Origin of the sequence: Paenibacillus taichungensis (genome assembly GCF_050994985.1) — a bacterium.
Taxonomy (GTDB): domain Bacteria; phylum Bacillota; class Bacilli; order Paenibacillales; family Paenibacillaceae; genus Paenibacillus; species Paenibacillus taichungensis.
Genome location: NZ_CP194720.1, coordinates 4,891,943 through 4,913,619, shown reverse-complemented (window position 1 = coordinate 4,913,619; position 21,677 = coordinate 4,891,943). Strand labels below are relative to the sequence as shown.

General features: G+C 46.3%; 16 protein-coding genes and 3 CRISPR repeat arrays. Of the genes, 14 read left to right on the top strand and 2 right to left on the bottom strand.

The features are described from left to right. Positions 1-126 precede the first annotated feature (126 nt). The 4 genes from ACR1R9_RS22175 (at position 127) to ACR1R9_RS22160 (ending at position 4,269) form a co-directional block, all read left to right on the top strand. The gene (locus ACR1R9_RS22175; protein ID WP_433922690.1) at positions 127-897 is read left to right on the top strand and encodes an amino acid ABC transporter substrate-binding protein; all 771 of its coding nucleotides are present in this window, start codon (positions 127-129) and stop codon (positions 895-897) included. 109 nt (positions 898-1,006) lie between these two features. Continuing rightward, entirely contained in the window at positions 1,007-1,666 is a 660-nt protein-coding gene (locus tag ACR1R9_RS22170) for an amino acid ABC transporter permease (RefSeq protein ID WP_099855561.1), read from the top strand. A gap of 62 nt (positions 1,667-1,728) precedes the next feature. Next, complete coding sequence (locus ACR1R9_RS22165) at positions 1,729-2,484, top strand: amino acid ABC transporter ATP-binding protein (RefSeq protein ID WP_433922691.1); 756 nt, start codon at positions 1,729-1,731, stop codon at positions 2,482-2,484. Between the two features lie 225 nt (positions 2,485-2,709). Further along, positions 2,710-3,689: a CRISPR direct-repeat array (repeat unit 33 nt; unit sequence GTCGCACTCCGTATGGAGTGCGTGGATTGAAAT). A gap of 238 nt (positions 3,690-3,927) precedes the next feature. Continuing rightward, entirely contained in the window at positions 3,928-4,269 is a 342-nt protein-coding gene (locus ACR1R9_RS22160; protein WP_433922692.1) for a DUF4190 domain-containing protein, read from the top strand. A gap of 135 nt (positions 4,270-4,404) precedes the next feature. Here ACR1R9_RS22160 and ACR1R9_RS22155 read toward each other — a convergent pair whose 3' ends face one another. Continuing rightward, positions 4,405-6,591: a YhgE/Pip family protein gene (locus tag ACR1R9_RS22155; RefSeq protein WP_433923666.1), complete on the bottom strand. Its 2,187-nt coding sequence runs from the start codon at positions 6,589-6,591 to the stop codon at positions 4,405-4,407. Positions 6,592-6,670: 79 nt separating this feature from the next. Then, positions 6,671-7,249 carry a TetR/AcrR family transcriptional regulator gene (locus ACR1R9_RS22150; protein WP_433922693.1) on the bottom strand — a complete coding sequence of 193 codons (579 nt, stop codon included), beginning with the start codon at positions 7,247-7,249 and terminating at the stop codon, positions 6,671-6,673. Between the two features lie 378 nt (positions 7,250-7,627). Continuing rightward, positions 7,628-9,604: a CRISPR direct-repeat array (repeat unit 33 nt; unit sequence GTCGCACTCCGTATGGAGTGCGTGGATTGAAAT). A gap of 448 nt (positions 9,605-10,052) precedes the next feature. On the opposite strand from ACR1R9_RS22150, the gene cas3 reads away from it, so the two are divergent. From cas3 to ACR1R9_RS22100, 10 genes are all read left to right on the top strand, one after another. Beyond that, complete coding sequence (gene cas3 / locus ACR1R9_RS22145) at positions 10,053-12,509, top strand: CRISPR-associated helicase Cas3' (protein ID WP_433922694.1); 2,457 nt, start codon at positions 10,053-10,055, stop codon at positions 12,507-12,509. 80 nt (positions 12,510-12,589) lie between these two features. Beyond that, the gene (gene cas5c, locus ACR1R9_RS22140; RefSeq protein ID WP_433922695.1) at positions 12,590-13,312 is read left to right on the top strand and encodes a type I-C CRISPR-associated protein Cas5c; all 723 of its coding nucleotides are present in this window, start codon (positions 12,590-12,592) and stop codon (positions 13,310-13,312) included. Beyond that, positions 13,309-15,237, top strand: coding sequence for a type I-C CRISPR-associated protein Cas8c/Csd1 (gene cas8c, locus ACR1R9_RS22135; RefSeq protein WP_433922696.1), 1,929 nt, complete (start codon positions 13,309-13,311; stop codon positions 15,235-15,237). Before cas5c ends, cas8c begins: the two co-directional genes overlap by 4 nt. Then, a complete protein-coding gene (cas7c, locus tag ACR1R9_RS22130) occupies positions 15,238-16,107 on the top strand; it encodes a type I-C CRISPR-associated protein Cas7/Csd2 (protein WP_433922697.1) in 870 nt (289 codons plus the stop codon). Beyond that, positions 16,094-16,753, top strand: a complete 660-nt coding sequence (gene cas4, locus ACR1R9_RS22125) for a CRISPR-associated protein Cas4 (RefSeq protein WP_433922698.1) — start codon at positions 16,094-16,096, stop codon at positions 16,751-16,753. Before cas7c ends, cas4 begins: the two co-directional genes overlap by 14 nt. Further along, on the top strand, positions 16,750-17,781 hold the full coding sequence (cas1c, locus tag ACR1R9_RS22120; RefSeq protein WP_433922699.1) for a type I-C CRISPR-associated endonuclease Cas1c: 1,032 nt from the start codon (positions 16,750-16,752) through the stop codon (positions 17,779-17,781). The genes cas4 and cas1c overlap by 4 nt, the downstream gene beginning before the upstream one ends. Positions 17,782-17,790: 9 nt before the next feature. Then, positions 17,791-18,081 (top strand): CRISPR-associated endonuclease Cas2, encoded by a 291-nt coding sequence (gene cas2 / locus ACR1R9_RS22115; RefSeq protein ID WP_433922700.1) that lies wholly within the window; start codon positions 17,791-17,793, stop codon positions 18,079-18,081. A 194-nt stretch (positions 18,082-18,275) separates the two neighbouring features. Beyond that, positions 18,276-19,326: a CRISPR direct-repeat array (repeat unit 33 nt; unit sequence GTCGCACTCTGTATGGAGTGCGTGGATTGAAAT). 250 nt (positions 19,327-19,576) lie between these two features. Continuing rightward, the gene (locus ACR1R9_RS22110; protein ID WP_433922701.1) at positions 19,577-19,786 is read left to right on the top strand and encodes a tautomerase family protein; all 210 of its coding nucleotides are present in this window, start codon (positions 19,577-19,579) and stop codon (positions 19,784-19,786) included. Between the two features lie 56 nt (positions 19,787-19,842). Continuing rightward, a complete protein-coding gene (locus ACR1R9_RS22105) occupies positions 19,843-20,760 on the top strand; it encodes an ABC transporter permease (protein ID WP_063567852.1) in 918 nt (305 codons plus the stop codon). A gap of 12 nt (positions 20,761-20,772) precedes the next feature. Next, on the top strand, positions 20,773-21,651 hold the full coding sequence (locus tag ACR1R9_RS22100) for a carbohydrate ABC transporter permease (protein ID WP_063567831.1): 879 nt from the start codon (positions 20,773-20,775) through the stop codon (positions 21,649-21,651). The last annotated feature ends 26 nt before the right edge of the window (positions 21,652-21,677 follow it).

Sequence of the window (21,677 nt, the reverse complement as noted above, 5' to 3'; positions counted from 1 at the left end):
TTCAAAGATAAGGAAAAGGTAAGAGGCTCGACTCTTCTCCTATGCTATGTTATTATAAGACTCTGATAACGTGGTAACGAACTAAAGCGTTTGGGTTTTGGTTATAGACATGGAGGGGTTAGAGAGATGAGAAAACAAGCGATATTTCTATTATTGATCAGCATATGCATGATTGTTGTTGCGGGTTGTTCCAGCTCGGGAAGCAAAGATGATAATGCCATTATTGTGGGGATAGATGATAAATTTGCTCCAATGGGCTTCCGGGATGACAAGAATGAAATTGTTGGTTTTGATATTGATTATGCTAGAGCGGCAGCGGAAAAAATGGGGAAAGAAATTACGTTCCAGCCCATTGATTGGTCTTCCAAAGAATCGGAGCTGAACAGCGGCCGAATCGACCTGATCTGGAACGGGTACACGATTACGGATGAGCGGAAAGATAAAGTGCTGTTCACGAAGCCGTATCTGGAGAACAGCCAGGTTGCAGTCACACTCGCGGACTCACCGATTACGAAGCTGGATGAACTGGATGGCAAAAATGTAGGAATGCAGGCCTTGTCCTCTGCGGCAGATGCACTCGCGGCAAGTCCTCTGAAGGATAAAGTGAATGCTTCCGAATTCCCGGACAATGTACTGGCCCTTACCGATCTCAAGACGAAACGTTTGGATGCTGTCATCATCGACGAAGTGGTCGCGAGATATTACATGTCCAAGGAAGAGGGAACGTTCAAACTGCTGGATGAATCCCTTGCTCCGGAACAATACGGCATTGGTGTGAAAAAAGGCAATGAAGAACTGCTGAATCAGCTGCAAAAAGCGTTGGATGAGCTGAATGCCGATGGCACAGCAGCCGAGATTTCCACCAAATGGTTTGGTGAAGATGAAGTTTTGAAATAGGATCAGGCCACTTGCCTGACATATGTAGTAAACAACATGACCCCGGATTCCAAAAAGGAGCAAGTCTCCTGCGGAATGCGGGGTTAACAGATTAGAGGAGCCGATTGCGATGAGCTGGGAGTATTTATTGGGCATCATGAAGCCCATGCTTGAAGGGGCACAGACCACGATCTTTTTATTTTTGTTGGCCATTATAGTGTCAGTACCACTTGGATTTGGAGTAACCTTATTGATGAAAAGCCGATTCAAGCCGTTGGCATGGATCGCTCATACGTACGTATATGTGATGCGGGGAACGCCGCTAATGCTTCAGCTGTTGTTCTTCTGCTTCGGTCTGCCGCTGCTTCCAGGGGTAGGGGAGTATCTTGTATTTGACCGTTTCACGGCGGCGGCGTTGGCCTTTATTTTGAATTATGGTGCGTACTTTGCCGAGATTTTCAGAGGTGGATTGCTCTCGATTGATAAAGGACAACATGAAGCTGCACAGGTATTGGGCCTAAGTAAATGGCAAACGATGACGAAAGTCATTATCCCGCAGATGTTTCGGGTAGCATTACCAGCTACTGCAAATGAATCCATAAGCCTTATCAAAGATACGGCATTGTTGTACGCTGTTGCTGTACCTGAGCTGCTGCATTACGCACAGGCCGCAGTAAACCGGGATTTCCGCCTGACACCATTCCTGATTGCAGCTATTATGTATTTGCTAATGACCATGGTACTCACCTTGTTCTTCAAGGCACTGGAGAAACGTTATACATTTGAGTAAACTCGCAGGGCACAGAAGTATATGAAATTATCCAATCTGATTAATTAAAGGACTGTCTGCATATGACACATATTATAGAAGTGAATCAATTAAGAAAATCATTCGGTACACTTGATGTGCTGAAGCAGGTATCGTTCAACGTGGAGCCGGGTGAAGTCATTGCCGTGATCGGACCTTCGGGTTCGGGTAAAAGTACGATGCTGCGCAGCCTGATTCATCTGGAAGATATTTCGGGTGGTACCATTCGCATTCAAGGCCAGGTGCTGGCTGAGAACGGAGCATATGCGGGCGGCGCGGATATCCGGAAGATTACGGGTCGTATGGGCATGGTCTTTCAGCATTTCAACCTATTTCCGCATCTGACAGTACAGGCGAATCTGGAACTGGCACCGAAGACGTTGAAAAAAGAAAGCTCGGCGATCATCCGGCAGCGCAGTCTGGAATTGCTCGGTAAAGTAGGGCTGTCCGACAAGGCGGATGCGTATCCCGCCAACCTGTCCGGTGGACAGAAACAGCGCGTAGCGATTGCACGCGCACTGATGATGCAGCCCGACATTTTGCTGTTCGACGAGCCAACATCGGCACTCGATCCCGAGCTGACCGGAGAAGTGCTGCGTGTCATCAAGCAGTTGGCACAGGAGAATATGACGATGATGATCGTCACCCATGAGATGAGCTTTGCCCGCGATGTCGCGGATCGCGTCTTCTTCATGGATAACGGCGAAATCGCTGAGGCGGGTCCGCCGGAGCAGATCTTTGGCAATGCCAAGCTGGAGCGTACGCGTACGTTTTTGCAGCGGGTGGAAGTGGAAGGATAGAGGACTGGACAGGAGTATGGGAGGTGCGAATGCCAAGCTCCCATGAAAACCCCGGGGGATTCGCACCTCGAAATTTGTCGAAAAGGTCATATTTGTGACCTTTTGGCAACATGTTACTTGAATATAATGGGTATTTTATATTAAACTAAATCTAATAATTGACTACATGATTGATAACACGTAATGAGTATATATACATATGCTGTTGTTACGTGTTTTTTTGCTGTCGCACTCCGTATGGAGTGCGTGGATTGAAATGATTGTACGATCAGGAGCCTGCATTGTCAGTTTCGTCGCACTCCGTATGGAGTGCGTGGATTGAAATTTTCGCAGAAGTCGTAAGTCCAGACCAATAACGACGTCGCACTCCGTATGGAGTGCGTGGATTGAAATTTGCCGATCCTGTTCATAACGCTCTTTTGCATCGTCGCACTCCGTATGGAGTGCGTGGATTGAAATTACCCGTGATGATCTCTTTAAGCGGCGTTGTTCCGGGTCGCACTCCGTATGGAGTGCGTGGATTGAAATCTCACTCACATTTCTCTTCACGTTAACGTTCTTGCAGTCGCACTCCGTATGGAGTGCGTGGATTGAAATATATTCCGCGTTTTTATCAATTGAACGTTCCATCGTCGCACTCCGTATGGAGTGCGTGGATTGAAATCCCGGAAAGTGTCAAAACGTTCATTGCTATTGCAGTCGCACTCCGTATGGAGTGCGTGGATTGAAATCAGTATCGTATACCTTTCCTTCCAAGCTTGGAGGGTCGCACTCCGTATGGAGTGCGTGGATTGAAATGGCTTGAAGGAGACAAAGAGAAAAAGGCGGCAATGGTCGCACTCCGTATGGAGTGCGTGGATTGAAATTGGAAAGCACCAATTAATGATTCAGTAGGTGTTGGGTCGCACTCCGTATGGAGTGCGTGGATTGAAATTTTTTAGGACCAGCGTAGGCCGTTGCTCTCAGCGGTCGCACTCCGTATGGAGTGCGTGGATTGAAATTGGCAATCCGGCCAAGCTTGTGAGCAGACTCGTGAGTCGCACTCCGTATGGAGTGCGTGGATTGAAATAAACAGACAACGACCAGATCACTCGAATTCAGAACGTCGCACTCCGTATGGAGTGCGTGGATTGAAATATGTTCGCATATGTAATCGGCACTTTTAGATACTCGTCGCACTCTGTATGGAGTGCGTGGATAATAGATGGGGTGAGGCGCAAATAAAGGCAAGTTTCCTCTTGAATGATTTTAGATCATTTCGCTATGTTTTATCTTTTTATCCTTAACTAGAGTCTTATAGTTCTCATCCCTTGCATACCTGACGTATTTAGCCGAACCAATAAAATATATTTAATAAAATCGGAATATTTACAAATAATGGAGCATAATTTTCCAGCTGATCAAGTATAATGAGACTACTTAACGAACAGGGAGGATTTACCTTTGGATCAACGTCAGAATGATGTGGACCGTTATTATAGCGATCCGCTTCCACCACCGCCTTATGTAGTACCGAAAACCAATAGCAAGTCTATCGCAGCTCTTGTCCTGGGGATTTTGTCAATCATGATTCCATATTTGGGATTTCTGATTGGGATTGTCGCTATCGTATTTGCATCTATTTCTCTTAAGGAAATCAGGCTTCGTATGGAACAGGGAAGAGGACTCGCGATTGCTGGTCTCGTCTGTGGCATCATCGGCACGGCAATTTATGCGATTATCCTGTTATTCCTGCTGGTAGTATTCGCCGTATACACTAATGGGGAGATTTCTTCTACATATTAGGATCATAAGGAATAAGGAAGGGCGATTAATATATGTCTTTTCGCTAAAAAAAGCAAGGCCGTGCATAAGCAGAGACTCGCTGTGTTCCAGACGAGGACGTTGCTTATGACACGCCTTGCTTTTTATTTTTCTTTCTTATACATGAAGCACTGCCTCACTATTTACTTCTTCGACCTCACTCGTTCGATGCACCATGAAATACGTAAAGGTAGCCGCAAGACCCATCACGGCATAGATGCACAGAATTCCGATCTGATCCCATGCCACACTAAACTGTCCACTCGAAATAACCGCTTTATACCCGGTTACCGAATAGGTCATTGGCAGCCAAGGGTTGAAACCTTTCAGCCAGTTCGGAATAAGCTCCAACGGGAACGTACCTGCACTGGTGGTCAATTGGAAGATTAACATGAGAATCGCCAGGAAGCGGCCGGGATTCTCCAACCAGGTAACCAGAGCCTGAATGATGTACATGAAGGTCAGGCTGGTAACAAAGCTGAATAAAAGGAACAATGGTACGCTTTGAACTTCCAGGCCCAAGCCGGACATGACAAGCCAGGAAGCGAGCAGGGACTGCATGGCACTCATAATCGTGAACGCCAGTGTTCTGCTTACAAAACGATTCCAGCCACTCGCATCCGCAACCGAGCTACCGCGTGTGGGTACAACCAGCGTTGCAATCAATGCTCCGACAAACAGGCCCAAAGACAGGAAGTATGGCGAGAATCCTGTACCGTAGTTGGGTACTTCATTATGTTTATGTTCATCCACCTGAACGGGCTCGGCGTACATCGTTACGAGTTCATCCGTCTTTTTGACGCTGCCTGTTTCATCGGCGGCATCATTCAGTTTCGTGGCAAGCTCACCAGAGCCGTCCGTTAACTTGGCTGTACCTTCTTTTAAATCACCTGCGCCGTCATCCAGCTTGCGGGAACCGTCAGCGATGGTGGTGATTCCGTCTGAAAGTTGGCTCAACCCATCAACCAGTTTCCCTGCACCTGCGTTTAATTGACTTGAACCCTCTGAAAGTTTGGCTCCGCCAGCGGCAGCTTCAGACAGCTTGGCGTTGAACTGTTGGAGGCCAGTTGCGAGCTGTTCCTGTCCAGCGGACAATTGCGTCGCTCCTTGTACAAGCTGCTGCTCACCCTGCACTAACTGGCTGCTGCCTTGATGCAGCTGCTGCTGCGCAGCTTGCAGGCTTTGGCTTCCTTCGACCAGTTGTTGTCCGCCTTGATACACTTGTTCACTACCAGCGGCAACGGCCTGGCTTGCTGCCAGCAACTGCTGTACAGCCGGGTTAGCAGCGAGCTCCGGGCTGGCCTCGGCCAGTTGGGCAAGACCTTGCGCAACGGCCTTGGCACCTTCACTTACTTTGCCACTGCCTTGAACGGAGGTCTGCAATCCCGCAGTCAGCTTGGCGCTGCCTGCTTCGGAAGCTGCCAGTCCGGCATCCAATTGAGCGGCCCCTTCCTGAGCGGATTGAATCCCGGCTTGCAACTTTTGGCCACCTGCTTCAGCTTGTGCTGCTCCGTTACCAAGCTTCGTGCCTGCTGCCGCCAATTGGGACAGACCATTGGAGAGGGAGCTCGCTCCCGTATGAAGCTCACCAATACCCTGAGCCAAGGTATTCGTGCCTTCTTTTAGCGGAGTAATACCTGTTTCAAGTTTGTTGGTCCCATCGGCCAATTTGGACAGGTTCTCTTTTAGCTTAAAGGCACCTTTATCCAGCTTAACCGCGCCCTCGTTGATCTGACCTGCGCCATCCCCGGCATCTGCCAAACCGCTTGAGATTTTCTCCACCTGATCCAACAGGGTTTCCGTATAGGATTCCGTCACTTTGGCGGAGACTTTGGATTTGATCTGTTTGACGGCTGTCCCGCCAATCTGACCCGCAAGGAAATTGTACCCTTCATTCGGTTCATAGATCAGCTCAGCCGGCTGGGGATGGTCATCCATCAGAGTGGTTGCTTTGGCGGAAAAATCCTCCGGAATAACAATCGTCATATAATACGTGTTGTCTTCCATACCTTGCTCTGCTTGTTCCCGTGTTACGAATTGCCAGTTGAAGTCGTCACTTTCTTTCAATTCATCGACCAGATTCTGACCAACTTCCAGCGATTTGTCATTGTAGGTTGCTCCCTGATCCGTGTTGACCACGGCGACAGGCAGTTCATTCATTTTGCCGTAAGGGTCCCAGAATGCATTGAGAAACAGACCGCTATACAGCACCGGAATGAACAGTACCACGAGAATCGGAATATATACTTTTGGTTTCTTGAAGGCGGACTTCAAATCCTGCCCAAATACAGTAAATGATTTCATCATGTTCTCTCCCCATCATCACGCTGCTCTGTTGTTCTATCTTTCTCTAATGTTAAAAGGATTCTGTCTCGCTTCTTTTTTATGTAGGGGATAAACCACTCTTGAGAAAGAGGCCTACGAAATCCTTGATCTGATCCTTGTTGAGCGAAGGATGTGCTTTGTTCCAGTCGGATGTTAAGGTAACGTACAGCTTCAACAGGACAAAAGAGACCAGTCTGGGATCGTCCTCGCGAATCTGCTCCAGTTTCATCGCACGTCTTACTTGGCGCTCCAAATATTCAAGAATCGCAGTTTCTACTTTCTGCAAACCTTCCTTCGCTTGAGGCGTTCCGAATTCGTTAACCTCCTGAAACAGCTTGATCAACAGCTCATGCTGCTCCCTGTACTCCAGCAAAGAATCCATGCTCTGGTGCACGTTGTCCAGAAAAGAATTCTCTTCCTTGACCGTTTGCTCCGTAATCTGTTTCATATCCGTAATGATTGAATGGAGAATCTCGCTGAACAGTTCTTCCTTGTTTTCGAAAAAAGTATAGATGGTTCCCTTGCCCACATTGGCAAGTCTCGCTACCTGTTCCATAGTTGTGGCTTTGTAACCAAACAGCGCGAACGATTTCTCAGCCGAGTCCATGACCTGCTGCCTTCGATCGATGGTTTTCATGGTATATACACCTCCTTGTTGTCTAATAGAGTAAAAGATATATCTAAAAATGACCGAATTACTTATTTGGTCATTTGGTCGTTTATAACTGTAGCACTCAAACAGGCAGAGTGGATGTGATCTTTGTCATAATGTACACGGGGAGAGTGAGAAGGTTATTCAGGGGAATCAATATGTACTCAGGCAGGTGCGAATGTGATGCTCACATGAAAACCCTGGGGGATTCGCACCTCAGATGTTGTCGAAAAGGGGTGTTTTATTGCCTTTTGGCATAAAGTAGACAGGAATAGATTGTAATATGATATGGAAAGTCATAGAATAATAGTGAAAAAACGTGTTTTTGACGGATCAGATCGTTAAGATACGTCTTTTTTCGCTGTCGCACTCCGTATGGAGTGCGTGGATTGAAATATAAATCCTTATCTGTACATCAGATTGTTCCCTAGTCGCACTCCGTATGGAGTGCGTGGATTGAAATTCCATGCCAACGTCTCCTTATGTAGCCGTACAACGTCGCACTCCGTATGGAGTGCGTGGATTGAAATCCATTTAGCGTGCCGTGGGATATCATGGCCCAGTTGTCGCACTCCGTATGGAGTGCGTGGATTGAAATATAGGTGACCAGTCAATAGGCTTACTCAAATCAAGTCGCACTCCGTATGGAGTGCGTGGATTGAAATCAAATCAGACTTGACACCAAGGTCAATTCGAATTGTCGCACTCCGTATGGAGTGCGTGGATTGAAATACCTATAAAAGCCGATGCAGCAGGTCGACTATAAGTCGCACTCCGTATGGAGTGCGTGGATTGAAATCTCAATGAAAAGCAACAAATATTCGCAAGCCTTGCGTCGCACTCCGTATGGAGTGCGTGGATTGAAATCCCTGCCGGATCGGCAGCTTGTTAAAAGGGAGCCGTCGCACTCCGTATGGAGTGCGTGGATTGAAATACGAGCACCACCACGCATGTCCAGAACAATTTGTGTCGCACTCCGTATGGAGTGCGTGGATTGAAATCTGGCATACGAATATGGACAGAACTGGTTACCTGTCGCACTCCGTATGGAGTGCGTGGATTGAAATTTTCCTGCAAATCCTGGACATCCTGAACCGTTCGAGTCGCACTCCGTATGGAGTGCGTGGATTGAAATACTAACATCGTGACTTCAAAATCTGGACGCTTTCCGTCGCACTCCGTATGGAGTGCGTGGATTGAAATCCCATTCCAGGTGCGCCCGCTACCTCTCCCTTAAAGTCGCACTCCGTATGGAGTGCGTTGGATTGAAATCCGAATCAGTTGAGCAGGCAACATTAATGTCCTTGTCGCACTCCGTATGGAGTGCGTGGATTGAAATCAGTTATGATATAGCAGATTCTTGTTGTGCATCCGGTCGCACTCCGTATGGAGTGCGTGGATTGAAATTGGCATGATGCGCCGCATCGCCAATATAATGCCTAGTCGCACTCCGTATGGAGTGCGTGGATTGAAATCCCTTGTCCAACCACTCCACAATGTCTTCTAGCGCGTCGCACTCCGTATGGAGTGCGTGGATTGAAATCAACCGGAAGCATCAGCAGGCGTTTGCGTGCTGTAGTCGCACTCCGTATGGAGTGCGTGGATTGAAATGCTAAAGTGAACGTGCGGGTTGCACCGCTCGATGGTCGCACTCCGTATGGAGTGCGTGGATTGAAATTTGTACATAATGAGATAAGGCGCAGAAATCTGTGCGTCGCACTCCGTATGGAGTGCGTGGATTGAAATAGAAGTAGGGTACGCACTGGAAAGCGGATCTGCTGGTCGCACTCCGTATGGAGTGCGTGGATTGAAATCTATTATGAGTGCGGTGGAAAATAGAACTGTTAAGTCGCACTCCGTATGGAGTGCGTGGATTGAAATGTGTAACGGGAGCCTTGCAACACTTTGGCGTGGTGTCGCACTCCGTATGGAGTGCGTGGATTGAAATCGACCAACAGAAATCAGGTAGTTACAAAAATCGTAGGTCGCACTCCGTATGGAGTGCGTGGATTGAAATAGCTTCTCCCACATGAGGAGCCGCAATTGCAGATTGTCGCACTCCGTATGGAGTGCGTGGATTGAAATTTACAATATATCTCCATGCGGTCGCCCTCCGTATGGAGTGCGTGGATTGAAATGTTTAAAATAGTCGCACTCCATGGCTCCAGTCCCAGTCGCACTCCGTATGGAGTGCGTGGATTGAAATCGTCAGGGAGCTTTCAACGTGTTAAGTCATGAAAGTCGCACTCCGTATGGAGTGCGTGGATTTAAATTGTGTTTTCGCTGCTGCTTTAGCCATTGTTTTTCGTCGCACTCCGTATGGAGTGCGTGGATTGAAATCACCTACATACACCCCGTTTTCCGATAGTAATAAGTCGCACTCCGTATGGAGGCGTGGATTGAAATTACACAACGGAGCGGATAGCGAGGGTCACCGGACGGTCGCACTCCGTATGGAGTGCGTGGATTGAAATTGCTTCCCAGGTAGGCTGATAGGTGCCCAATGCGGTAGCAATCTATACAAATGCACTAAAATGCCAATCACAACTCAAAAGACTTACCATCATCTACACTAATCCGTAGCATGAGGTGAGTTTTTTTTATTTGATTGAATAGAGTTTTGACTTAGCTGCATAAGTTTTACTGTCCTCTTACCAAATTACATAATAATTTAAAAGTATAGAATTTATAGAAGGTGAATGTATTTTAGTGTCGAAATTTACAATGTGAGTCTTTTTGCCTATGGATCTGGGATTAATGTCATGAAATTCAGTGGAGGTGAAGTGGTGTGACCTATATTGCGCATATCCGTCAAAAGGATGGAAAAGTACAAACTGTTCAGGATCACTTAGTAGAGGTACAACAAGGGGCGGAACAGGCTGGAGAGAAGATTGGTGTCAAATATTTGGCAGGCATTGCTGGTCTTCTGCATGATATGGGCAAAAATACAGATCTTTTTCGAAACTACATTCTGGAAGCTGTTGCGAACCCGGATGCCCCTCCTCGCAAAGGTTCAGTTGATCATTCGACTGCTGGTGGCAAATTGCTGCACAGCCTTTACCATGGAAGTGGCACAACGCTTGAGTCAAAGTACACAGCGGAGTGGATTGCCAATTGTATTATCTCCCATCATCAGGGTCTAAGAGACTACATATCACCTGATAAAGCTTCACCTTATATGGAGCGAGTCATTTCCAGGGAACTAGATCAGTATGAGCAAGCGAAAGAAGAATTTTTCAAGCACAATCCCCTAGATCAACTCAACCATATGTTTGAGCAAGCAACCCAAGAGCTTCAAGGATACATACAGATCATCAAAGAGCATAAACTTCCGCCGATTGCGGGAGCATTGCTTATCAAATATATGTTTAGCTGCCTGATCGATGCAGATCGAACGAATACAAGCCGATTTGAAGAAAATGAAACAATGGCAGATGAATTCGATTACAAGTCTTTTTTTCAACAAAGTTATGAATTATTATCTCAACATTTAAGCGAGCTTGAGCACAGCAGTATAGTAGACACACCCATTAATCAATTGCGACGTGAAATGTCCCGGCAATGCGAACAATTTGCGTATCGTCCATCAGGAGTGTACACCCTTTCCATACCAACAGGCGGGGGGAAAACCCTTGCCAGTATGCGCTACGCGCTCAGACATGCCATCGAACATAATAAACAACGGATTATATATATCGTTCCGTACACCACCATCATTGAACAAAATGCGGATGAGATTCGCGGTATTTTGAAGAACGATGACATGATTTTGGAACATCACTCTAATGTATTGGATGACAAGGATGATGAACGTAAAGAGGGTGACGAAGGGGAAACTCTGGATTTACGCAAAAAGAATCTCAAGCTTGCCCGGGATCATTGGGGTCGGCCGATTATTTTTACGACGATGGTTCAGTTTTTGAACACCTTTTATGCCAAAGGAACCCGAAACGTCCGCAGATTACACCAGCTTTCCAATGCAGTCATTGTATTTGATGAAGTACAGTCGGTTCCGATTCATTGTATCTCCCTCTTTAATGCTGCACTGAATTTCCTGAATGTAATTGGGAGATCCAGCCTGTTGCTCTGTACAGCGACTCAGCCTGCATTGGATTTTGTAAAGCACAAGTTGCATTTCTCGGAGCAGCCGGAGATTATTGAGAATTTAGATGAGGTCGGACGAAGCTTCAAACGAGTTGATTTACAGGATCTTACGCGGGAATCACCTTCGGGCTGGGGTGCAGAGGAAGTATCTTCTTTTGTACAGGAACAAATGAGAGAAGTAAACAGTGTACTGGTTATTTTGAACACGAAAATGGCAGTTCGTAAACTGTTTGAACAGTTGAATGAAGTGGAATGGCTGCAAGACAGCGGCGTTCAGGTTGTTCATCTAAGTACCAATATGTGTGCTGCACATCGCAAAGAGGTCCTTTCTGGAGAGAATGGCGTAATTCAACGATTGGCAAAGGGAGAACGTATCATTTGCGTGAGCACACAGCTTATTGAGGCAGGCGTGAATATCAGCTTCGAATGTGTGGTTCGTTCTTTGTCTGGTTTGGATTCGATTGCCCAGGCGGCTGGTCGATGTAATCGGCACGGCAAAGATGAGATTCGCAATGTGTACATTATCCGATCATCGGATGAAGTGTTAACCCACCTACCTGAGATTAAAATTGGTGCCGAGAAGACAGAGCGAGTGCTCCATGATTTCAAGGAAGATCCGGAATCACTAGGGAATGATTTATTATCTTCTGAAGCAATCGCTCGTTATTTTAAATATTACTTTCACGATATTCAAGACAAAATGCACTACCCCATTCCTAAGCTCGAACAGAACTTGTTTGATCTGATGGACCGGAACCGCTATTACGTGGATGCATACCAAAAGAAACATGCTACAAGACCTGAGGTTGTTAATCATTATGCTATCGCTACAGCAGAGAAATATTTTGAAGCCATATTGACGAATGCCACTGCTGTACTTGTTCCTTACGGAGAAGAAGGTAAGGAACTGATTATTGACCTGAATGGTAAGCTGGAGCCGAGTGAATTGGGGGATTTGTTGCGAAAAGCCCAGCAATATACGGTGAACATCTATGATCATGAACTCAGGACATTAGAAAAAAGTGGGGACTTGTATCCATTGTTACATGGTCACGTCCTTGCTCTACGGGAACCAGCATACTCAGAAGACTTTGGTGTGGAATCCAAAGGGGAGGGCGCTTGGGCAACGATGATGATATGAAAAGGGCACGCTAACGTCGAGTAGGGAGTTTCATGACACATGTTTCTCCCTCCTACAGCCCATAGAAAGGAGCTGAAACGTTGAGAAATCAAATCGAATTTGAGGTTTCGGGAAAATATGCGCTATTCACCGATCCGCTTACGAAACTTGGGGGAGAGAAATTCTCTTATCAGATTCCTACATATCAAGCCCTCAAAGGCATTGTAGAATCCATTTACTGGAAGCCGACGCTGATTTGGATTATAGACGAAGTCCGCGTCATGAATCCAATTCAAACGGAATCGAAGGGCATGCGTCCGATTGAATATAGCGGTGGCAACACATTAGCCTATTACACCTATTTAAGAGATGTTCGATATCAGGTGAAGGCTCATTTTGAATTTAATCCTCATCGTGAAGATCTGGTACATGACCAAAACGAACACAAACACCACAATATCGCTAAACGAGCTATCCAGGTCGGAGGACGAAGAGATATTTTCCTGGGAACTCGTGAATGTCAGGGTTACGTCGAACCTTGCCAGTTCGGTGAAGGCGAGAGCTTCTATGATCGTATAGGTGAGCTTGATTTTGGCACGATGATACATGGAATCAATTACCCGGATGAAACGGGAAGCAATGTGCGAGAGGTTCGTCTGTGGAAAGCGAAAATGCAACATGGTGTGATTCGTTTTATCCGTCCGGATGAATGTACATTGGTACGCAAAGCGGGAGAAGGTACAGCTAAGATATTTGGCTCAGAGAATATGCAGTCTGTTGATGATTTACACTCAGAGTGGTTCGATAATGAGGTGAGTAAATGAGCTGGCTTGCTAACTTAAGCAAAACGTATGATGATCACGCCGAGGTCGTAGGGCAATTTGAAATGAAGAAAAGCGGCAAGGAATACGCCTTAATTCCAATCTCGCACACAACCCAGACCGCGCATATTGAAGTGCACCTGAATGAAAAAGGAAATATCGTAAATGCCAAAGTAGTAGAAAAGAATGATGGCAGCACGATTATTCCCTGCACCGAGGCTTCCGCAAGCCGAACGAGTGCGCCTGTACCGTATCCGCTTTTTGACAAGTTAGCCTATGTTGCAGGAGATTACACTCAGTTCTGCGGAGAAGCCAAAGGAACACCGTATCAAGATTATTTGATCCAACTGAAGGCTTGGTGCGAATCTCCCTTTAGTCACCCTAGAGTACAGAGTGTACTTCGCTATGTTAGCAAAGGCACACTCATCGCTGATTTAGTAAGCAGAGGCATACTTCATGTGGATAGCCAAGGTAAGCTGCTGGAGAAGTGGATCGCAGGGCCTGGTGACCAGGAAGGGAAAAAGCCTGACATCTTCAATGTGATTGCTTCGGATCAGAGTGGTGCATTTGTCCGATTTGCTGTAGATATTCCAGGAGAGCCCGAATCCAGATTGTGGCGGGATGCTTCGGTACAACAATCATTTATCCAGTTTTACGAGATGAGTTTGCAGGACAAGGATATCTGTTTCGTGACAGGTGATTATCTGCCAGTTGCTGATAAACATGCTTCTCGCATACGTCACTCAGGGGACAAGTCCAAGTTGATCTCCGCCAACGACTCCAGTGGATTTACGTATCGGGGGCGTTTTCGTTCCAGTCGTGACGCAGCGGTAGTTAGCTACGAAGCTTCACAGAAAGGCCATAACGCGCTGAAGTGGCTTATTGATCGGCAAGGAACCACTATAGACGGCAAAGTTTTTCTAGTGTGGGGTAGTACAAGTTTAGATTTGCCTGAACCCCAAGAAGATACATTTAGCTTGTGGGATGAAGATGATGAGGAAGCAACTGTTAGCGGGGATACAACACATAAGGAGTTTGCCTTGCAAATCAGGAAGGCGATTGGTGGCTACCGATACGATGGGGAGTATAACTCCAAGCATGAAGTGACTTTGATGACACTGGATGCGGCCACACCAGGGCGAATGTCGATTATGTATTATCGGAGTTTAGATCAGAATGAGTATCTGGACCGGATAACAGCTTGGCATGAGAGTTGTTACTGGATACATCGCTATAAGAAAAATAAAAACGACAAACCCGTCTCGTTTATTGGGGCGCCCGCGACGAAAGACATTGCTTTTGCAGCCTATGGCCCACGAGCCAGTGAGAAGGTAATTAAAGGACTAATGGAGCGTATGCTCCCATGTATTATTGATCAACGTCCCATTCCACTAGACATCGTTCGCAGTTCGATTCACCGTGCATCCAACCCGGTAGGAATGGACAATTGGGAGTGGGAGAAGACACTGAGTATCACGTGTGCACTTGTTAATAAGAAGGAGGGGTACGGGGTGAGTCTGAATACTGAAACAACGGATCGTAGCTACGTATTTGGCAGAATGCTTGCCATTGCAGATGTATTAGAGAGAAGTGCTCTGGGTAAAGAGGAAAAACGAGCAACAAATGCCATTCGATATATGAATGCCTTTGCGCAACGACCAGGCAGAACTTGGAGCATTATTCAATCTAATCTCCAACCTTATCAAGCGCGGATGGGGACGGGTGCCAGATATTATAATTCGTTGCTAGATGAAGTTGGAGACAAACTACAGTTGGAAGATTTTACAGACAAGCCACTTACGGGACTATACTTACTAGGCTTCTACAGTCAGCGTAATGATTTATATACAAGCAAGAAAGATAAGGATGCTGCAGTTGCACTTGATAACGACGATGAAAACCAATTGAACGAACAAGGGGATAACTAAATGAGTACACTTGATCACAAAATCGATTTTGCTGTTGTGCTGTCTGTTCGTAATGCTAATCCGAATGGAGATCCACTGAATGGAAACCGTCCCCGTCAGAACTATGACGGTTTAGGGGAGATCTCGGATGTATGTATCAAGCGTAAAATTCGTAACCGTCTGCAGGATATGGGAGAGTCTATTCTCGTACAATCTGATGAAAAACGTAATGATAGTCACCGTTCCATTAAAGATCGTGTTGATGCAAATGAGAATGTGCAGGAACATGCCAAAGGCAAGAAGGCAAACAAAGATCTGTATGCGGAGGCTGCTTGTCAATCCTGGATAGACGTACGTAGCTTTGGACAAGTATTTGCTTTTAGTGGTACCGATGTCTCTGTGGGTATTCGGGGTCCAGTATCCATCCATACCGCTGTAAGCTTGAATCGGATTGATATTTCCAGCATGCAGATTACGAAGAGTGTAAACTCAGTCACAACGGCTAAAGATCCGGACAAAAAAGGATCGGATACGATGGGCATGAAGCATCGCGTAGATTTTGGAGTATATGTATTCTATGGCAGTATTAACACGCAACTGGCTGAGAAGACCGGCTTTACATATGAAGACGCAGAGAAAATTCGTGAATCACTGAGAACTTTATTTGAAAATGACACGTCTTCTGCCCGTCCTGACGGTAGTATGGAGGTGCACCAACTGTATTGGTGGGAGCATAGTTCCAAGATGGGGCAATATTCATCTGCGAAAGTACATCGTTCTCTGCAAATTGAATTGAAACCAGACGTAGCAGAAGCAAAGTCTTACGAAGATTATAACTATACGGTAGTGCCACTGGAAGGCTTGGCAGTCCAAGAATATGAAGGACTATAACGAAGAGGATTACCTACTGCTTTCAGGTATTCAGCATTTTAACTTTTGTAGAAGACAGTGGGCATTGATTCATATTGAACAGCAGTGGGAAGACAACGTGCGTACCATTGAGGGAGATCATTTGCATCGAAAGGCAGATCAACCAGCACTTCGTGAAAAACGAGGAGATAAACTAGTGGTTCGTGCACTTCCGGTACAATCGAGAGAACTTGGTATCACAGGTATCTGTGACGTAGTTGAGTTCATTCGTGATCCGGCTGGAGTTCCGCTTGCAGGGGAGGAAGGGGTATACCTTCCTTGTCCTGTTGAATACAAACGCGGCAAACCCAAACGAAATGATTCCGATCACTCCCAATTGGTAGCACAAGTCATGTGTCTTGAAGAGATGCTCGTATGTGATATTCACAAGGCCTATTTTTATTATGACGAGATCAAGCATCGGGTAGAAGTCATAATTACTGCGGCAGATCGGAAACGTGTGAGGGCGAGTATTCAAGAAATGAGATCTTACTTTGAACGGAACCACACACCCAAAGCCAAAGCCGGGCCACACTGCCTAAGTTGTTCTTTGAACAATATTTGTGTACCTGATATCTTGAACAAACGCTCTGTTTCAAGTTACATCGAAAGCAGGTTAAATGAATGAAAAAACTGCTAAACACCTTATTTGTGACATTACCCGATACATACCTTTCACTGGATGGTGAGAACATTGTGGTGAAGCAGGAGGAAGAAATTCTTGCTCGTTATCCGCTGCATAATCTGGAAGCCGTATGCACCTTTGGCTATGCTGGAGTAAGTCCAGCACTGATGGGGGCTTGTGCGTCTCGCAATGTTAGTTTGACGTTTATGACACGAACAGGGCGATTCCTCGCACGGGTCATTGGTGAAGATCGTGGAAATGTGGTTCTTCGCAAAGAACAGTATCGTATCTCGGACGATGAGGTGCGTAGTGCGAGGGTTGCTCGTAATATGATTACAGGCAAATTGTACAACAACAAGTGGATTTTGGAACGTGCAACACGGGATTATGCCCTACGTATCGACACGGAACGAATGAAGAAGGTTACGGAGTCGCTAGGCGAGACAATGAAGTTGTTACGCGAGGTAGAGCAATTGGACGTATTGCGTGGCTTGGAAGGCTCTGCAGCTGTTCAATATAACGCTGTGTTCGATGATCTGATCCTACAGCAAAAGGAGTCATTTTACTTTTACGGACGCAGTCGGAGACCTCCCTTAGATAAAGTGAATGCGTTATTATCTTTTGCCTATACATTGCTTGCTAATGATATGAAGTCTGCACTTGAATCTGTCGGACTTGATGCATATGTTGGTTTTTTGCATCGTGACCGTCCTGGCAGAGCTTCTCTCGCACTGGATATGATGGAGGAGCTCCGGGGCGTGTATGCCGATCGATTTGTGCTTTCTCTTATTAACAAGAAGGTAGTTAGCGATAAAGGATTTTATGTGAAAGAAAATCTTGCAGTGATTATGGATGATGATACACGAAAGAAAGTGTTAAAAGCGTGGCAAGATCGTAAACAGGACAAGATTATGCACCCGTTTCTGAATGAAAAAATACCTTGGGGGCTAGTACCATACACTCAAGCGTTACTACTGGCAAGATATATACGCGGAGATCTGGATGAATATCCTCCGTTTCTGTGGAAGTAGGTGTAATGATTGCTTATTTTGATTACTTATGATGTAAGCACGATAGATAGTGAGGGCAGAAGACGGCTATCTAAAGTGGCAAAGAAGTGTGTAGATCACGGACAACGTGTGCAGAACTCCGTATTTGAATGTAGACTGGACGCTACCCAGTTTAGACGATTACGATTTGAATTGGAAGAATTGATTGACAAGGATACAGATAGTCTTCGATTCTATAATTTAGGTGATAATTACAAAAGTAAAGTCCAACATGTAGGAGCGAAAGATTCCTATGATAGGGGTGATCCATTAATACTGTAGCCGGTGCGAATACCAAGCTCACATGATTTCCCTGGGGGATTCGCACCTCGAAACTTGTCGAAAAGGTCATTTTTGTGACCTTTTGGCAATGGATTTTAAGCAAATTCGATCGAGTAAAGGTTCTAACTAAGTTGAAATAACGAAAAGACGTTAATATCTATTCGAGAAATATTGCTATTACGTACTTTTTCGCTGTCGCACTCTGTATGGAGTGCGTGGATTGAAATAACTTGGGAAAGTAACACTAAAGAGCCTAGAATGGGGTCGCACTCTGTATGGAGTGCGTGGATTGAAATCTAGGTCTGATAGACTAGACCTAAAAATGTGATGGTCGCACTCTGTATGGAGTGCGTGGATTGAAATGGTTTTGCTGTTGTTGATATCAATGACCGCTTGCTGTCGCACTCTGTATGGAGTGCGTGGATTGAAATTTTTTAGCAATGTTTCTTTGTAGAATCGCATGCTGGTCGCACTCTGTATGGAGTGCGTGGATTGAAATACCGGATCGCCGCACACTTGGCATTCTTCTGTCCAGTCGCACTCTGTATGGAGTGCGTGGATTGAAATATAGTGGCAATCCGTATCTCTTGCGAGCTCTCTTAGTCGCACTCTGTATGGAGTGCGTGGATTGAAATCCTTCACCGACCCAAGCCAGTTCCGGTCTGTCAACGTCGCACTCTGTATGGAGTGCGTGGATTGAAATCGCTTTGGTGTAGGCAGCAAAAATAGCCGGATCGTGTCGCACTCTGTATGGAGTGCGTGGATTGAAATTGATCGATGCCGACGCGATCCATGCCGTCGCAGATGTCGCACTCTGTATGGAGTGCGTGGATTGAAATACTCCGCCAAGACTGACGCGTTTTTTCGTGTCTAGTCGCACTCTGTATGGAGTGCGTGGATTGAAATTCTTTACTTGTCCGAGGGCTGTTCAGACAGGAAACTGTCGCACTCTGTATGGAGTGCGTGGATTGAAATAGAGAAGTCTTTTCCCAATTTATTGTAGATGTCCGTCGCACTCTGTATGGAGTGCGTGGATTGAAATGTCCAGGTACTTGCTGTACTCTCGGTCCGTCATTGTCGCACTCTGTATGGAGTGCGTGGATTGAAATCGCTGAAGAAAAAGATATTTCCCAAGTAGTTGATGGTCGCACTCTGTATGGAGTGCGTGGATTGAAATAAACCTAAAGACCGACCAAGACAACGTTTAGTATCGTCGCACTCTGTATGGAGTGCGTGGATTGAAATTTCCCGGACCCACGCATTAAGGACTTCATTTACGTCGCACTCTGTATGGAGTGTGATTAATGAGTATTATCCATAAAAGTATACTGATGCATGAGGCCACCGTTCGTATGGGGGCCTTTTGGGCTTGATTGTCATGACCTAAAGAAAACACAAGTGAACGAAAAGACAGTCCATTGTTGCTCTCTCACAGGAACGCTAAGATGAAGTTGTTGAAGCGTTTACATTATATGGTGAAGGGAGCTTAACTCGGATGCCAGAAATTACGATCAGGCTGTATGAAGGCAGGACGGATGAGCAAAAGCAGGAGATAGTGGAGGTGTTCACACGCGAGCTCTCGCGTATTATCGACCGTGAGCCGGAATATATTTCCGTTGAATTCAACGAAATCCCATGGGACGAGAACGTTCCTGATAATTTGAAAGCCACGCAATCACAGAAGCAAGGAGGGGAGAAGACGTGAAGCCGGCGTACATTGCGCCGCCAAGCCGGGGAGCAGCCAGACTTAACTCGTCTGGTCTGGGCACTCGGCTCGGAGATGCAGGACGTTATCTGTGGCGATACCGGATACTATATCTGCTCTCCGTACCGGGCATTCTGTATTTTTTCCTTTTCAAATATGTGCCTCTGTTCGGCTCGATCATTGCTTTTCAGAACTACAACATTTTCAAAGGCATCACCGGAAGTGATTGGGTAGGCCTGGAGCATTTCCAGAAGATGTTCAGCCATTATGACTTTTTACGAATTCTCAATAACACACTTCTGCTCGGACTATATGATCTGGTGATTGCATTCCCGGTACCGATCTTACTGGCCATTCTGCTGAATGAAGTGCGGATGATTGTGTTTAAGCGTTTGCTGCAAACGATTGTATACATGCCTCACTTTCTGTCCTGGGTCGTCATTAGTGGTATCTTCATGGGTATTTTCTCGATGGATGCCGGGGTGGTGAACAAGGCACTTGGATTTCTGGGCATGCAACCGATCTACTTTCTTGGGGAAGACTCTTACATTCGTTCCATTCTGATCGGTTCGGGGATTTGGCGGGATTCCGGTTACGGCACAATTATTTTCCTGGCTGCCATTGCGGGAATTAATCCCGATCTGTATGAGGCGGCAGAGGTCGATGGAGCCGGACGTTTGAAGCAAATATGGTCGATTACTCTGCCATCATTACTGCCGACGATTATGATCCTGCTGCTGCTGCACATCGGGAAGTTCCTTGATCTGGGCTTTGAGCGAGTGTTCGTATTCCTGAATCCGCTCAATCTGGAATCGGGTGAAATTCTCGATACGTATATTTACAAAGCTGGCCTGCTCTCACAGCAATACAGCTATACAACGGCTATCGGATTGTTCAAGTCGGTCGTGGGTTTGATGCTTGTTCTACTAGGTAATTTCTTCAGCAAAAAAACAACCGGCGAAAGCCTGTATTAGGAGGCGAGATAGATGCGTACCCCCAGTGTCCGTTACCGTATATTCCGCATTGGAAATCTCGTTTTTCTTACGCTGCTCTCGTTGACGATGATTCTGCCTTTCATTAATGTGTTGGCTCAATCTCTTAGCAGCTCGGAAGCGATCATGGGCGGAAAGGTCAGCTTCTGGCCTGTTGCTTTTACCTGGATCAATTATGAATATGTATTCGGCGATGCTTCGTTCTGGCGGGCATTTGCAGTATCGGTTGGGGTGACGCTGTTCGGGACGCTGGTCAATCTCGCTGCAACGGCATCGCTGGCGTATCCCGTTTCCCGTCCAGAGTACAAGGGGCGCTCCCTGGTTGTCATGTTTGTCCTAGTGACCGTTGTGTTCTCGGCGCCACTCATTCCGAACTTCATCTTGATGAAAGAACTGCATCTGGTCAACAACCCGCTGGTTCTGATTGTGCCAGGAGCGATTAATGCCTTTAACTTTTTCGTCATGCGCTCGTTCTTCGCACAGCTGCCTGGTGAACTGATCGACGCTGCCCGTATTGACGGCTGTGGGGAATTCGGCATCATCTGGCGTATCGTCATCCCATTGTCCAAACCAGCCATGGCATCACTCGGCATTTTCTATGCGGTGGGCCACTGGAATGCCTATTCCACCGCGCTTTATTATCTGAATGATCCAGCCTGGTGGCCGATCCAGGTAACACTTAAGAAGCTGTTTGAGAGTGACGATATTTCCGTCGATCCAGGTTCTGCCGTCTACAGCACCCTTGCACATACGTCGCCGGAAGGCATCAAAATGGCAACCATCATCATCGCCACCTTACCGATTATTATCATTTACCCTTTCCTGCAAAAGCATTTTGTAAAAGGAATCATGGTCGGCTCCGTCAAATCTTAAGTACAAGAAGCATACAGATCTGACGG

What these genes read in the sequence shown, in the direction of transcription:
- ACR1R9_RS22175 (WP_433922690.1), top strand. Translation starts at nt 127, where the DNA reads ATGAGAAAACAAGCGATATTTCTATTATTGATCAGCATATGCATGATT.
- ACR1R9_RS22170 (WP_099855561.1), top strand. Translation starts at nt 1,007, where the DNA reads ATGAGCTGGGAGTATTTATTGGGCATCATGAAGCCCATGCTTGAAGGG.
- ACR1R9_RS22165 (WP_433922691.1), top strand. Translation starts at nt 1,729, where the DNA reads ATGACACATATTATAGAAGTGAATCAATTAAGAAAATCATTCGGTACA.
- ACR1R9_RS22155 (WP_433923666.1), bottom strand. Translation starts at nt 6,591, where the DNA reads ATGAAATCATTTACTGTATTTGGGCAGGATTTGAAGTCCGCCTTCAAG.
- ACR1R9_RS22150 (WP_433922693.1), bottom strand. Translation starts at nt 7,249, where the DNA reads ATGAAAACCATCGATCGAAGGCAGCAGGTCATGGACTCGGCTGAGAAA.
- cas8c (WP_433922696.1), top strand. Translation starts at nt 13,309, where the DNA reads ATGAGCTGGCTTGCTAACTTAAGCAAAACGTATGATGATCACGCCGAG.
- cas7c (WP_433922697.1), top strand. Translation starts at nt 15,238, where the DNA reads ATGAGTACACTTGATCACAAAATCGATTTTGCTGTTGTGCTGTCTGTT.
- cas4 (WP_433922698.1), top strand. Translation starts at nt 16,094, where the DNA reads ATGAAGGACTATAACGAAGAGGATTACCTACTGCTTTCAGGTATTCAG.
- cas1c (WP_433922699.1), top strand. Translation starts at nt 16,750, where the DNA reads ATGAAAAAACTGCTAAACACCTTATTTGTGACATTACCCGATACATAC.
- ACR1R9_RS22110 (WP_433922701.1), top strand. Translation starts at nt 19,577, where the DNA reads ATGCCAGAAATTACGATCAGGCTGTATGAAGGCAGGACGGATGAGCAA.
- ACR1R9_RS22100 (WP_063567831.1), top strand. Translation starts at nt 20,773, where the DNA reads ATGCGTACCCCCAGTGTCCGTTACCGTATATTCCGCATTGGAAATCTC.